This window comes from Devosia sp. (assembly GCF_036406155.1).
Taxonomy (GTDB): Bacteria; Pseudomonadota; Alphaproteobacteria; order Rhizobiales; family Devosiaceae; genus Devosia_A.
Window position 1 is genome coordinate 22,544 of sequence record NZ_DASWVV010000235.1, and the last position, 13,844, is coordinate 36,387.

The 13,844-nt window shown below is 69.9% G+C and carries 14 protein-coding genes and 1 pseudogene; 5 read left to right on the forward strand and 10 right to left on the reverse strand.

The window, feature by feature from the left end; translation table 11 throughout:
* Window positions 1-4: 4 nt before the first annotated feature.
* The 10 genes from VGD93_RS16310 to VGD93_RS16355 form a co-directional block, all read right to left on the reverse strand.
* A complete protein-coding gene (locus tag VGD93_RS16310) occupies window positions 5-1,036 on the reverse strand; it encodes a branched-chain amino acid ABC transporter permease (RefSeq protein ID WP_395013222.1) in 1,032 nt (343 codons plus the stop codon).
* On the reverse strand, window positions 1,036-1,902 hold the full coding sequence (locus VGD93_RS16315; RefSeq protein ID WP_395013223.1) for a branched-chain amino acid ABC transporter permease: 867 nt from the start codon (window positions 1,900-1,902) through the stop codon (window positions 1,036-1,038). The genes VGD93_RS16310 and VGD93_RS16315 overlap by 1 nt, the downstream gene beginning before the upstream one ends.
* The gene (locus VGD93_RS16320; RefSeq protein ID WP_395013224.1) at window positions 1,902-2,615 is read right to left on the reverse strand and encodes an ABC transporter ATP-binding protein; all 714 of its coding nucleotides are present in this window, start codon (window positions 2,613-2,615) and stop codon (window positions 1,902-1,904) included. The genes VGD93_RS16315 and VGD93_RS16320 overlap by 1 nt, the downstream gene beginning before the upstream one ends.
* On the reverse strand, window positions 2,608-3,345 hold the full coding sequence (locus tag VGD93_RS16325; RefSeq protein WP_395013225.1) for an ABC transporter ATP-binding protein: 738 nt from the start codon (window positions 3,343-3,345) through the stop codon (window positions 2,608-2,610). Before VGD93_RS16325 ends, VGD93_RS16320 begins: the two co-directional genes overlap by 8 nt.
* A gap of 55 nt (window positions 3,346-3,400) precedes the next feature.
* Window positions 3,401-4,687 carry an ABC transporter substrate-binding protein gene (locus tag VGD93_RS16330; protein ID WP_395013226.1) on the reverse strand — a complete coding sequence of 429 codons (1,287 nt, stop codon included), beginning with the start codon at window positions 4,685-4,687 and terminating at the stop codon, window positions 3,401-3,403.
* Between the two features lie 22 nt (window positions 4,688-4,709).
* Entirely contained in the window at window positions 4,710-5,612 is a 903-nt protein-coding gene (locus VGD93_RS16335; RefSeq protein WP_395013227.1) for a 3-hydroxyacyl-CoA dehydrogenase family protein, read from the reverse strand.
* Window positions 5,613-5,614: 2 nt separating this feature from the next.
* Window positions 5,615-6,415, reverse strand: a complete 801-nt coding sequence (locus VGD93_RS16340; RefSeq protein ID WP_395013228.1) for an SDR family NAD(P)-dependent oxidoreductase — start codon at window positions 6,413-6,415, stop codon at window positions 5,615-5,617.
* Window positions 6,408-6,761 (reverse strand): cupin domain-containing protein, encoded by a 354-nt coding sequence (locus tag VGD93_RS16345; protein WP_395013229.1) that lies wholly within the window; start codon window positions 6,759-6,761, stop codon window positions 6,408-6,410. Before VGD93_RS16345 ends, VGD93_RS16340 begins: the two co-directional genes overlap by 8 nt.
* Window positions 6,761-7,600 (reverse strand): cyclase family protein, encoded by an 840-nt coding sequence (locus VGD93_RS16350; protein WP_395013230.1) that lies wholly within the window; start codon window positions 7,598-7,600, stop codon window positions 6,761-6,763. The genes VGD93_RS16345 and VGD93_RS16350 overlap by 1 nt, the downstream gene beginning before the upstream one ends.
* Window positions 7,601-7,786: 186 nt before the next feature.
* Entirely contained in the window at window positions 7,787-8,950 is a 1,164-nt protein-coding gene (locus VGD93_RS16355) for a dihydrodipicolinate synthase family protein (RefSeq protein WP_395013231.1), read from the reverse strand.
* 303 nt (window positions 8,951-9,253) lie between these two features.
* Here VGD93_RS16355 and VGD93_RS16360 point away from each other — a divergent pair, with 303 nt between their 5' ends.
* From VGD93_RS16360 to VGD93_RS16380, 5 genes and pseudogenes are all read left to right on the forward strand, one after another.
* Window positions 9,254-10,291 (forward strand): LacI family DNA-binding transcriptional regulator, encoded by a 1,038-nt coding sequence (locus VGD93_RS16360; RefSeq protein WP_395013232.1) that lies wholly within the window; start codon window positions 9,254-9,256, stop codon window positions 10,289-10,291.
* The gene (locus VGD93_RS16365) at window positions 10,291-11,292 is read left to right on the forward strand and encodes a Gfo/Idh/MocA family protein (RefSeq protein WP_395013233.1); all 1,002 of its coding nucleotides are present in this window, start codon (window positions 10,291-10,293) and stop codon (window positions 11,290-11,292) included. The genes VGD93_RS16360 and VGD93_RS16365 overlap by 1 nt, the downstream gene beginning before the upstream one ends.
* Before the next feature lie 8 nt (window positions 11,293-11,300).
* The gene (locus tag VGD93_RS16370) at window positions 11,301-12,902 is read left to right on the forward strand and encodes an acyl CoA:acetate/3-ketoacid CoA transferase (protein WP_395013236.1); all 1,602 of its coding nucleotides are present in this window, start codon (window positions 11,301-11,303) and stop codon (window positions 12,900-12,902) included.
* Window positions 12,895-13,674, forward strand: coding sequence for an enoyl-CoA hydratase/isomerase family protein (locus VGD93_RS16375; protein ID WP_395013234.1), 780 nt, complete (start codon window positions 12,895-12,897; stop codon window positions 13,672-13,674). The genes VGD93_RS16370 and VGD93_RS16375 overlap by 8 nt, the downstream gene beginning before the upstream one ends.
* Window positions 13,674-13,844, forward strand: a pseudogene (locus VGD93_RS16380) (sorbosone dehydrogenase); the annotation flags it as partial. The gene VGD93_RS16375 and the pseudogene VGD93_RS16380, both read left to right, overlap by 1 nt.

Below are 13,844 nucleotides of genomic sequence, written 5' to 3' on the forward strand. Positions count from 1 at the left end.
GGCTTCACTTTCTGGTTTCGGTGTGGTCGGAAAACAGCACCCGCCGGCGCACCGGGATGAGGACGATCCCGGTCTTGTCCGAGAACGTGCCCCACAGCCCCTTGGGGGCCTTGAGCATCATGACGATGGCGACGGCGCCGAGGATCATGAGATAGACGGTGCCCAGGTCGGACAGCGTCTCGCGCAGCAGGAAGAAGATGACGGTGCCGATGATCGGCCCCTCGATGGTGCCCAGCCCGCCGATCACGGCGATGAAGATGACATAGGCGGTCCAATCGTTGAGGCTGAAGCCGGCATCGGGCGAGAGCCTGAGCTTTTGCAGGAAGATGAAGGCGCCGACCATCGCCGTCAGCCCCGCGACCGCCACGTAGACGACGAGCTTGCTGCGCGCGATGCCGATGCCGAGACTTTCGGAGGCGATTTCGCTGTCGCGGATGGCGGTCAGCGCCAGCCCGAACTTGGAGCGCAGCAGCGCCACGACGAAGACGATGGTGCCGACGGCCAGCGCCAGCGCCACCCAGTAGGTCGAGGCTTCGCGCAGGGCGCGGTCGGGCGAGATGGACGTGACGATGCCGGCCGGCAGGCTGATGCCGGAGCCCCCGCCAAGCGCGCTCACCTGGGCGAAGCCGAGCCGGAACACCTCGGCCGCCACCCAGGTGCCTATGGCGAAATAAGCGCCCTGCAGGCGGAACAGCAGCGGCCCGAGCGGCAGCGCGACGGCCGCCCCGACGAGGCCGGCGAGCGGAATGGCGGCGAGCGGCGGCACCCCGGCGAACATCGCCAGCGCGAACAGCATGTAGCCGCCGAGCCCGACAAAGGCGTGCTGGCCGACCGAGACCAGACCGGCATAGCCGGCCAGGAGGTTCCACAGGCTCGCCAGCGCGACGAAGGAATAGACCTCGCCCAGGAGGCGCAGATTGGCGCGGCCCGCCCACCAGGGCGCCGCCGCCAGTGCGGCGACCAGGGCCAGTGCGACGAGGGCGCTGACGCGGCTGGTGCGCGTCGAGCGCACGACGGTGAAGCTGGTTGCGCCCATCACCCGTCCATCCTCGGAAACAGCCCCCTCGGCCGGAACGCCAGCACCAGGAAGAAGACGAGGTGCCCGGCGAGCAGCTGGAAGCCGGGCGAGATCTGGGCGCCCACGGCCTGAGCGACGCCCAGCACGATGCCTCCGGCCAGCGTCCCCCACAGGCTGCCCAGCCCGCCGATGATCACCGCCTCGAAGCCGAAGATCAGCCGCGCTGGACCGCTGGCCGGGTCGAAATTGGTGCGCACGGCAAGGAAGATGCCGGCGATGGCGACCACCGCCGCCGACAGCGCCATGGCCAGCGCGTAGACGTGGCGGTTGTCGAGGCCCATGAGGCGCACGGTCTCGGCGTCGTCGGAGGTGGCGCGGAAGGCGCGGCCGAAGCGCGTATGGTAGAAGATGGTCTCGAGCCCGAAGATGGCGAGCACGGCGACGCCGAACATCAGCAGCGGCAGCACGCCCACCTGCAGCCCGGGCAGGAGGGCGAAGCCGGCCGTCTCGATGGGGCCGGCGGCGAGCCGCTGGCTGTCGGCCGAGAACACCCCGAGCAGCGCGTTCTGCAGGATGACGGAGAGCCCGAAGGTGACCAGCAGCGGCGGCAACGGGTCTTCGCCCAGGGTCGGGTTGAGGACGAAGCGCTGCAGGGCGTAGCCCATCGCCGCCATCGCCGGCACCACCACCAGCACGGCAAGGAACGGGTTCATGCCCGTGCTCTCGACCACCACCAGCGCCAGATAGGCGGCCAGGACGATGAGGTCGCCATGCGCGATATTGACGAGCCGCATGACGCCGAAGATCAGCGACAGCCCGGTGGCGAACAGCGCATAGAGCCCGCCCAGCAGCACCCCCTGCACGACGGCGTTGAGCCATTCCATCAGTGCCGCTCCATGCCGAAATAGGCCGCGGTGATCTGCTCGCGGCTGAAGCCGTCGGGATCGCCCGCCAGCGACACCCTGCCCTCCTGCAGGCAGGCGAAGCGGGTGGCGAAGGCGAGCGCCCGCGCCACGTCCTGCTCCACGAGGATGGCGGCCACCCCGGTGCCGATGATGGCGGGAAGGGCGGCATAGATGTCGCGGATGACAATTGGCGCGAGCCCCAGCGACACCTCGTCGAAGATGAGGAGCTCGGGATTGGCCATCAGCGCCCGGCCGATGGCGGCCATCTGCTGCTGCCCCCCGGACAGCGCGGTGGCGGGCATGCGGCGCTTCTCGCGCAGGATGGGGAAGAGCGCATAGACCGAGGCAAGATCCCAGTTGCCCTTGCGGCCGTACTCGCCGCCGATGACGAGGTTCTCCTCGACGCTCAGCGAGCGGAACAGGCGCCGCCCCTCGGGCACCATGGCGATGCCGCGCCGCGCGATGCGGTCGGCCGCCTCCCCGCCGATGGCCTCGCCCTTGAACGTGACCATGCGGCGGGCGCAGGGTACGAGCCCGGTGACGGCGCGCAGCAGCGTCGACTTGCCGGCGCCGTTGGCGCCCACCAGCGCCAGCACCTCGCCCCGCGCAACCGAGAGCGACACGCCGAACAGCGCCTGGAAATCGCCGTAGCCGGCGCTGAGTTCGTCGACGGCGAGGAGCGGCTCAGCCATGGCCGGCTCCCACCCCGTCGATGCCCATGTAGATTTCGCGCACGAGGTCGCTTTCCATCACCGCGCGCGGCTCGCCTTCGGCGATCTTCCTGCCGAAATCGATGACGGCGATGCGGTCGACCACGGCCAGCAGGGCGTGCACGACGTGCTCGATCCAGACGACGGTGACGCCACTGGCGCGGATGCGCCGGATGGCCTCGATGAGGTCGGCGCATTCGGGCTCGGTCAGCCCGCCGGCGATCTCGTCGAGCAGCAACAGCCGGGGATTGCTGGCCAGGGCCCGCGCCATCTCCAGGCGCTTGCGCTCGAGCAGCGTCAGCGTCCCCGCCGGAACATTGGCCTTGCGGGCGAGGCCGAGCAGGTGCAGCACCTCGACGGCGCGGCCGGATGCCTCCGCCTCGCTCATGCGGCCGCCGAAGACGGCGCCGGTGAGCACATTCTCGTAGGTGGTCATGCCGCGGAACGGGTGCGGGATCTGGAACGAGCGGGCGATGCCCATCCAGCAGCGCTGGCGCGCCGGCAGCGGGGTGACGTCGGCGCCGTCGAAGCGGACGCGCCCGGAATCCGGCTTCACCGTGCCGGCGACGAGGTTGAACAAGGTCGTCTTGCCGGCGCCGTTGGGACCGATGATGCCCAAGGCCTCGCCCGCGTCCAGCGTCAGCGACACATTGTCGGTGACGGTGAGGGCGCCGTAGCTCTTGGCGAGGTTCTCGACAGCGAGGATCGGCATCGTCGGGGCCCGGGCGGAAGAGGAAGGGGCAGGCGCCGCGGCCTGCCCCGGTCTTTTACGACAGCAGTTGCAGTTCCCCGCCCAGCGGGATCTCGGGATGCTGCACGTTGGTGGTGATCACCAGGTCGAGGGCATCGCGCTGGAGCTGCCACTGGCCGGCGACGAGCGGCGTCTTGGAGACGTTCTTGACCGGGCCGGTCGACCAGTCGACGCCGCCGACGATGGTGTCGAGCCGGGTGCTGCGGATGGCCTCGAGCACCGCCGCGGGGTCCTCCACGTCGGCGGCGCGCCGGATGACGTCGGCGACGACCTCGAACAGGGCGTGCCGGAAGCCCAGCGGCTGCGTCCACGGCTTGCCGGTGGCGGCGGTGTAGCCGTCGGCCAGGGCCCGCGAGGTGGTGCCGTCGAGGCTCGACACGAAGGGATGGTTGGGGGTCCACCAGATCTCCGAGCTCAGCCCGTGACCGCGTGGGCCCAGCGCCGCAACGGCGGAGGGGAACAGCAGCGCCTTGCCGATGGTCACCACCCTGGGGGTGAAACCCTGCTGCGCCGCCTGGGCCCAGAAGGTGCCGAAATCAGGCGGGATCATGTTGCCGGTGACGATCTCGGCATTGGCGGCCTTGAAGGCGGCGATCTGCGCCGAGAAATCGTCGGTCATCGGCTGGTAGCGGCCGGGATCGGTGAGCGTGAAGCCGGCCGCGGCCAGCGCCGGCGGGAAGCCGTTGACCGGATCGCCCCAGGCGTTGCCGTCGGCGTCGTTGGGGAACAGCCCACCGACAGTCTTGGCGACGCCCGCCTGCCCCCACAGCGCGACGAAGTTCTCGATGACGTCCTCGAGGCCCCAGAAGAAGTGATAGGTGGATTCGAACCCGGTCTCGGGCTTGCCGCTGCGGCCGAAGAAATAGGGCTGCCACGGGCAGTCGGTGGTGACGCAGGGCGTGCCGTTGACCTCGGCCTGGTCGGACACCGGATTGACCGTGTCGGGCGTGGCGGCGGCGACGATGATGTCGACCTCGTCCTCGAGGATCAGCTGCGAGGCGACCTCGGCGGCGCGGTTCGGGTTGGACTGGCTGTCGCGCACGAGAATGTCGACGGCCCAGCTCTTGCCGTTGTTCTCGATGCCGCCGGCGAGGATCTTGTTGATGCCGTCGACGATGTAGCCGTCGGCCTCGGCGAAGCCGGCGAGCGGCCCGGTGGTCGGGGTGACGTAGCCGATCTTCAGCGTCGGGTTCTGCGCATAGGCGCGCGTCGCGGTCAGGATCGCCGGCGCGGCCAAGGCCGCGGTACCGGCGCTCAGGAAGCTCCGGCGGCTGATGCCGGCGGGTCGGTGCAGGCGGGTCATGTCATCCTCCCAGATGCGTTTGCTATCCCTTGTAGGCCTTGAGGTAGTCGAATACGCGCCGGCGCAGCGCCGCCGCGGTCTCCCCCGTCCACGCGCGGAACCCCTGCCCCGACTTCATCCCCAGCCTGCCCTCGGCGACGAGCGCCTCGAGATAGGGCGAGGGGCCGGGCGTGCGGTCGAGATGGCTGAGTACGGCGTTGTGGATGTCGAGCGTCAGATCGGTGCCGACGAGGTCGGCGTTCTCCAGCGGCCCGAGCACGGCGAGCCGGCGACCGAAGCTGGCCTTGACCACGGTGTCGACGGTCTCGGCGTCGGCGATGCCGGCGGCGACGATGGCGATGGCTTCGCGCCACAGCGCGTGCTGCAGGCGGTTGCCGACGAAGCCGGGCACGTCCTTCTTGACGTGAACCGGCGTCTTGCCGACCGCCGTGAGCAGCGCCAGCATCGCCTCGATCGTGGCCGGGCTGGTCTGGGCCGTGCCCACCACCTCGACCAGCGGCACGAGGAAAGGCGGGTTCCACCAGTGCGTGCCGAGGATGCGCCCGGCGGTCGGTAGCCCCGCCGCGATCTCGGAAATGGGAATGACCGAGGTGTTGGAGGCGAGCAGCGCCTCGGGCGCCGCCAGTTCGACCAGGCGCGCGAAGATCTGCTGCTTGAGCGCGAGCTTTTCGGGCGCCGCCTCGAGGACCACGCCGGCCCCGGCGACGGCGTCGGCGATCTCCCCGTGGGCGCTGACCAGGTGGCGGAAATCGTCGGGCCGTCCGAGGCTCTCGAGGTTGGCGGCGATTCGCTCGTGCAGGCTGGCCAGCGCCGCCGGCTGCGCATCGTAGACGCGCACCGGATGGCCGGCGCTGCCGAACACCTGGGCAAGGCCGTGGCCCATGAGACCGGCCCCGATGACGGCGATGGTCTGGGGCGTCGACATGCTCAGCCCGCCGTGTAGCCGCCGTCGGCGTAAAGGATGTGCCCGGTATAGAAATCGGACGCGGCGGAGGCGAGGAAGAGCAGCGGCCCGGCAAGGTCGGACGGCTCGCCCAGCCGTCCCTTGGGCACGCGCGCGAGAAAGCCCTTGCGCACCGCCTGCGCGTTCTCCGTGTCCTCGAACATCCAGGCGGTGAGCGGCGAGCGGAACACCGTCGGGGCGATGGCGTTGACGGTGATGCCGGTCGGCCCGAGTTCGCACCCCAGCGCCTTGGTGATGCCGTCGACCGCCGACTTGGAAGCGCAGTAGGCGGTGTAGCCGGCGGGGTGGCCGAGCAGGCCGCGGGCCGAGGACATCAGCACGATCTTGCCGCCCTCGCCCTGCTTCAGCATCTGCTGCGTCGCCGCGCGCGCCATCAGCCAGGACTGGGTGACGTTGGCGTCCATGACGTCGAGGAAGCGCTCCGGCGCCATGTCGGAGATCTTGGCGACGTCGTTCTTGCCGGAGGCAACGACGAGGATGTCGAGGCGGCCGAACTGCGCCACCGTGCGCGCGACGATGTCGGCGCAGGCGGCTTCGCTGTCGGGGCGCCCCTTGATCTCGAGCACCTCGCCGCCCAGGTCGCGGCATTCCTGCGCCGTCGCGGCGAGCGCATCGGCATTGCCGGCCACGGCTGTGACCTTTGCGCCGGCGCCGGCGAGCACCTTGGCGGCCAGCGCTCCGAACGCGCCCGAGGCGCCGGTGACGACCGCGGCCTTGTCCCTGACCGTGAACAGCGACAGCGGGTCCTTGAGGAAATCAGCCATGCTGGTACCCCGGCGGATAGGGGATGACGACGAGCAGCGTCGCCACCAGGTTGGAGCGGTTGACGATCTCGCGCACCTCGCCGGCGGGGATGGTGCAGCTGTCATAGAGGCCCAGCACCACCTCCTCGCCATTGGCGCTGACGGCGAGTTCGCCGCCGAGGCACACATAGATCTTCTCGAAGGGCGTCGAATCCGGCCCGGCCCCGCCCCCGGGGAGGAACTGGCTCAGGCCCACCCACTGGTTCTGCGGGCCCTCGGGCTCGAAGCCCTGCAGCCTGAGCCCGACGACGCCGCGATGGTTGGGGGCCTCGTAGGGCTTGGCGTCTTCGAAGCGCTTGACGTGCATCAGAACGCCTCGCCGGCTTCGATGCGGTACCGCTGCTTCGGGTCGGTGATGGCGACCAGCCGGATGACGCAGCCGTCGCCGCGGTCCCAGTTCCAGGGGAAGAAGGCGAAGGTGCAGCGCTTGCCGGTCACCGCGTCGATGTCGCCGCCGACGTTCTCGATGCCGAGGATGCCGGCCTTGAAGATCTTCTGGTGCACGGGCTCCCACTCGGGGAAATCGTCGCGCCAGTCGCGCCCGCCCGACCACTCCTTGTATTCCTCCGCCAGGTGCGGCAGCAGCGGACCGTTGCGCTGCGGGCCGATGGCGGTGGCGAGCGGATGGTCATTGGCCTGGGTATCGTGGCCGACGACCTTGATCTTCTTGTCGACCATCCAGTCGGCGGCCGAGGGCACGAAGCCCGGGCAGTAGGCGAAATAGTCGCCATCCTCATAGACCTTGTGCCAGCCGGTATTGACGATGAGCACGTCGCCCGGGCGGATGGCCTTGCCGCAGGCCTTTTCCAGATCGTCGCCGGTGATCGGCTCCCATTTCTGCTTGGGGATGGAGACGACAATGCCCGAGCCGAAGAAATGCGGCAGCGGCACCTCGTCGATGAAGGGCGTGCCCTGCACCACGTGCGCGGGCGCGTCGATATGGGTGGTCACGTGCATGGTGGTGGTGATGGTCTGCGACAGCACGCCCGACTTGGCATGATAGTGCATGCGCTCGATCTGCACGTCGCGGAAATACGGCCAGTTGGGGCACTGGAAGCCGAAACGGTGGCTGAGATTGTGGAACTGCAGCCCCATGGCGTTGTCGAGATTGGACTGGAACTCGATGCCGCGGATCCTGATCGTCAAGGCTGACCTCCCCTGCCTGTGTAGTGGACCGCGTTGTAGCCCACACTGTATCATGATGCAATACATCTGCATCCCATTGCAGTCAAAGTGACGCAGGCCCACGGGCGGCGCGGCCGTGCCGCCCGTCGCCGCGGGTGCAGGAAGCATGGGGGATGGAAGGGGCGGCGCCGGGGGCGCCAGCGATGCCTAGGCGCCGAGCACCGCGAACAGCTGCCGGGCCCGCTCGACGGCCAGGTCGGGCCGGTCGAGTACGTTGGCGCGGTCGGCCAGCCGAAACACCTCGGCATAGTGCATGAGCCCGCGCGCCGACTGCAGCCCGGCGGGCATGGTGAAGTGGTTCTGGTGGCCGTTGAGCCAGGCGAGGAAGACGACGCCGGCCTTGTAGTGCTGGGTCGGCGCCTCGAAGATCTTGCGCGACAGCGGCACGGTGGGGGCGATGACGCCGCGGAAGGTGGCGACGTCCCCCGCCGCCAGCGCCGCCAGCGCCTGCGAGGCGGCAGGCGCCACGGCGTCGAAGATGCCGAGCAGGGCGTGGCTGAATCTCGCCCCGTCGCCCTCGATCAGCTCGGCGTAGTTGAAATCGTCGCCGGTGAAGCACAGCACGCCGTCGGGCAGGCTGTCGCGCAGCGTCACCTCCTTGGCGTGGTCGAGCAGCGAGATCTTGATGCCTTCGACCTTGTCCTTGTTGTCGGCGATGATCGACAGCACGGTGGGCAGGGCCTGCACGAAATCGTCGGCGCCCCAGTAGCCCCTGAGCTCGGGGTCGAACATGTCGCCCAGCCAGTGCAGCACCACCTTGCCCCTGGCCTGCGACAGGATGCGGCCATAGACCCGGTGGTAGTCGTCGACCGATTTCGCCACCCGCGCCAGCGCCCGGCTGGCCATCAGGATGGGGCGGCCGCCTGCGGCCTCGACGAACTCGACCTGTGTCTCGTAGGCGGCGATGACGTCGTCCAGCGCGCGCGCCGCTTGCGGCGGCAAATGGTCGGTGCCGGCGCCGCAGGCGAGGTCGGCCCCGGGCACCGCCTTCGCCTCGGCGAGGGCACGGCGGATCAACTCTTTGGCCGCGTCCCAGCCGAGCCCGCCACCGCGCTGGGCGGTGTCCATCGCCTCCGCCACCTTGAAGCCGAGGCCCCACAAATGGCGGCGAAACGCCATCGTCGCCTCCCAGTCGATGGCGGGGTTGCCCCACGGGTCGGCGTCGCGGCGCGGATCGGAGACGACGTGCGCCGCGGCGTAGGCGATGCGGTTGAAGGCCGGCGGCGCCGCCGGCCGGGCGATGGGGGTGCCGGAGAGCACGTAGGCCGACGTCGTTCCGTCGGCGTTGGGCAGGTCGAGTTGCAGCCCCAATTCATCCTCCCTGGGGAAAGGCCCACGCCACTGATAATTTGGATCGTTCCATATTGCAAGGCCGAATTACCCGGCGGAAGGGCCGGTCGCGAGCAGTCTACGTAGAAACCTGTAGGTGCACGTTCCGGAGCTCCGGCCCATCCATAACTGTCTGATACTGCGTACATTATGGGCATCTGGCGCCTGCTGCCCCGGTCGGCGTCGCCATCGGGTTGCGGCAGCGGAGGCTCTTGACAATTTTGGAACGATCTAATTGAGTGCGCCGAAACAGCGACGGCACTGGCCGCCGGGACGGAGCGTTTCTTGAGCAGGAACCGGGTGACAGTCATCGACATCGCACGCGCCGCCGGCGTGTCGAAATCGACCGTCTCGCTGGTGCTGCAGAGCAGCCCGCTGGTCAAGGAAGAGACGCGCGCCAGGGTCAGCGAAGCCATCCGCGACCTGGGCTACGTCTACAATCGCGGCGCTGCCCACCTCAGGCAGGCGAAGTCGAAGATCATCGGCATCGTCGTCAACGACCTGACCAACAGCTTCTTCGCCGAGCTGGCGGTGGGCATGGACATGATCGTGCAGTCCGCCGGCTACGTGCAGTTCCTCGCCCATGCCGGCGAGGACGTCGAGCGCCAGCGCGAGCTCATCAATTCCATGCGCGAGCACGGCATCGCCGGGCTCATCCTGTCGCCGGCCCGCGGCACCAGCGCGGCCGACCTCAAGCCGCTCGCCGACAGCGGCCTGCCGGTGGTGGTGGTGGTGCGCAACGTCGCCGGAACGAGGGTGTCCTCGCTGCTCTCCGACAACGGCGCCGGGGCGCGCGACGCGGTGCGCCATCTGGTCGGGCTCGGGCACCGGCGCATCGCCTTTGCCGGCGGCTTCCCCGACACCCAGGTCTTCGCCGAGCGCGTCGCGGGCTATCGCGACGGGCTGGCCGAGGCCGGCATCGCGGTCGACGAGGCACTGGTCATCGGCTCGGCCCCCTCGCGCGCCGGCGGCGCCGCCGCCGTCGAGCGCATGCTGGCGGGGGACGGCGACGCCCCCACCGCCGCCCTGTGCTTCAACGATGCCGTCGCGTTCGGGGTGTGCGACGGGCTCCGGGCCCGGCGGCTCGAGCCCGGCGTCGATTTCAGCGTCGTCGGCTTCGACGACGTCATCGAGGCGCGCACCGCGGTGCCGGCGCTGACCACCGTCGCCGTCGATCCCCAGCGCATGGGGCAGAGAGCGGCGCAACTGCTGTTCAAGCAGATCAACGCTGGTACGGCCGAGCCCGAGACGATCCGGACGCCGGTACGCCTCGTGGTGCGCCAGAGCACCGCCGCGCCGGCACGCAGCAGGGAGCTTTCCTGATGACCAGATGGGGATTGATCGGCGCCAGCACCATCGCCAGGGAATGGGTGATCGGGGCCATCCGCGCCACCGGCGGCGAGGTGGTCTCGGTGCTGAGCTCGAGCCCGGAGCGGGGCAAGGAGTACGCGGCGGCCAACGGCATCCCCGAGGCGGCCGCGAGCCTCGAGGCACTGCTCGCGGAGTCCGGCATCGATGCCGTCTACGTCTCCACCACCAACGAGCTGCACCGCGACCAGACGCTGGCCGCGGCGCGGGCCGGCAAGCACGTCCTGTGCGAAAAGCCGCTGGCGCTCGCCGTCGAGGACGCCCGCGCCATGGTGAGCGCCTGTCGCGAGGCGGGCGTGGTCATGGCCACCAACCACCACCTGCGCAACGCCGCCAGCCACCGCGCCATGCGCGACGCCATCGCCGCGGGCCGGATCGGGACGCCGCTGGCGGCCCGCGTCTTCCACGCCGTCTATTTGCCGCCGCACCTGCAGTCCTGGCGCATCGAGAAGCCCGAGGCGGGGGGTGGCGTGGTGCTCGACATCAGCGTGCACGACGCCGACACGCTGCGCTTCGTGCTCGGCGACGATCCGGTCGAGGCCGTCGCCATGACGCAGCAGGGCGGCATGGCCGAGGCCGGGCTGGAGGACGCGGTGATGGGCGTGCTGCGCTTCCGCTCCGGCCTCATCGCCCAGTTCCATGACGCCTTCACCACCAGATTCGCCACCACCGGCTTCGAGGTGCACGGCACCGAGGGCTCGCTCATCGGGCGCGATGTGATGACGCAGAAGCCGATGGGCAGCGTCAGCCTGCGCACGGCGGCGGGCGAGGAGCAGTTGCCGCTCGACACCACCAATCTGTACGAGCGCGCGCTCGCCAATTTCCACGCCGCCATCGCCGGCAGGGGCACCCCCTCGGCGAGCGGCGAAGACGGAGTCTGGTCGCTCGCGACCGGGCTCGCCATCCTCGCGGCGGCCCGCAGCGGCCGCGCCACACCCATAGAGACCGGACTGTGACCTACCATCTGGACAAGCGCCTCACGCCCGCCGAAGCGGCGCAACTCATCCCCGACGAGGCGATCGTGTCGATCTCGTCGTCGAGCGGGCTGGGCTGCCCCGACCTCATGCTCAGGGCCATCGGCGAGCGCTTCGAGGCGACCGGACACCCGCGCAACCTGACGACGCTGCACCCGATCGCGGCCGGCGACATGAGCGGCATCAAGGGCGTCGACCACATCGCGAAGAAGGGGCTGCTCAAGAAGATCATCGCCGGCTCCTACCCCTCCGGCCCGTCCTCGGCCGAGCCGCCGCTGATCTGGCAGATGCTGGGCGCCGACGAGGTGGCCGCCTACAACGTGCCCTCCGGCATCCTGTTCGACATGCACCGCGAGGCGGCGGCGCTGCGGCCGGGCGTGCTCACCAGGGTCGGGCTCGAAACCTTCGTCGATCCCGATCTCGAGGGCTGCGCCATGAACGCGTCGGCCGCCGCCGAGCCGATCGTCGAGAAGGTCACCTTCGACGGCGAGGAGTGGCTGTATTTCCGCTCCATCGCGCCCAAGGTGGCGATCATCCGCGCCACCACCGCCGACGAGCGCGGCAACCTCACCTACGAGCACGAGGGCGCCTATCTGGGCGGCATGGAGCAGGCGCTCGCCGCCCACAACAATGGCGGCATCGTCATCGCCCAGGTGAAGCGCATCACCAAGGACGGCTCGCTCCGGCCGCACGACGTGCGCGTGCCCGGCGTGCTGGTCGACTACATCGTCGTGGACCCCGACCAGATGCAGACCACCCAGACCGCCTACGACCCGGCCATCTCGGGCGAGATCTTCCGCCCGCTGGACAGTTTCCGCGTTCCCGGCTTCGACATCCAGAAGGTGATCGCGCGGCGCGTCGCCATGGAGCTCGAGGCCGGCAGCGCCGTCAATCTCGGCTTCGGCATCTCGGCCAACGTGCCGCGCATCCTTATCGAGGAGGGCCATCACGGCGAGGTCACCTGGGTCATCGAGCAGGGCCCCGTGGGCGGCGTGCCGCTGCTCGATTTCGCCTTCGGCTGCGCCGCCAATGCCGAGGCCATCGTGCCCTCGCCCTACCAGTTCACCTATTTCCAGGCCGGCGGGTTCGACGCCTCGCTGCTGAGCTTCCTCGAGATCGACAGGACCGGTTCGGTCAACGTCTCGCGCCTCGCCTTCCGGCCGCACGTCACCGCCGGTGCGGGCGGCTTCGTTGACATTACGGCGCGGGCGAAGAAGATCGTCTTCTCGGGTATGTTCAATGCGGGGGCAAAGCTCGGCGTCGAGTCCGGGCGACTGGTCATCGAGAGGGAAGGCAAGATCAGGAAGCTGGTCGACAGGGTGGATCACGTCACCTTCTCGGGGCACCGCGCCGTCGAGCAGGGCCAGGACGTCACCTACGTCACCGAGCGCTGCGTGCTGAAGCTGACGCCCGGCGGGCTGGTGCTCACCGAGATCGCGCCCGGGGCCGACCTCGAGCGTGACATCCTGGCACAATCCGAATTCCCGCTCACCGTGGCGGACAGCCTGACCGAAATGCCGGCCGGCATCTTCGCGCCCGGACCGTTCGGGCTGACGCTGCCGGTCAAGCCGCGGAGGACGGTCAATGCCTGATCCGCGCCTCACGCTCAGCCGGCAGGGGCAGGTGGCCATCGTCACCATCGACCGTCCCGACAAGCTCAACGCCCTCGACCTCGCCATGCTGGAGGCGCTGGATGGCGCCATTGCCGGGATCGAACGCGACCGCACCGTGCTGGCCGCCGTCCTCGTCGGCACGGGCAAGGCCTTCTCGGCCGGCGGCGACATTGCGGCGTGGGCGGCGATGCCGCCCGCGGGGTTCGGCTTCGACTGGGTGCGCTTCGGCCACCGCGTCTTCTCCCGCATCGCCGAGTTGCGCGTGCCGGTGATCGCCGCCCTCAACGGCCATGCGCTGGGCGGCGGGCTGGAGCTGGCGGCCTGCGCCGACATCCGCATCGCCGAGACGCAGGCGCGGCTCGGCCTGCCCGAGACCGGGCTGGGCATGGTGCCGGGCTGGTCGGGCACGCAGCGGCTGGTCCACCGTTTCGGCGCGCAGATCGTGCGCCGCATGGCGCTGGGGGGAGAGATCTTCAGCGCCGCCGAGGCGCTGCCGCTCGGCCTCGTCGACCAGGTCGTGGACACCGGCGCGGCGCCGGACGCGGCCCTCGCCTATGCGCAGCGCGTCGCGGCGCGCGGGCCGGCGGCCGTGCAGGTCGCCAAGCTGATGCTCGCCAGCGCCACCGGCGAGAGTGGCGGCACCGCGGTCGAGACGCTTGCCTCGATGCTGGTGGCCAAGACCGGCGACCTCGGCGAGGGCGTTGCCGCCTTTGGCGAAAAGCGCGCCCCCGCCTTCAAGGGAGAATGGTGATGACCGTGACGATGCGCCCCGTGGCGCCCGCCAGCCTCGCAGCCCGCGACTACCGCATGCTCATCGACGGCAGCTGGACGGCAGGCGCCGAGGGCCGCACCATCGAGCGGGCGAGCCCGGCGCACGGCGTCGTCGTCAGCCGCTACGCCGCCGCGACGCGGGCCGATGCC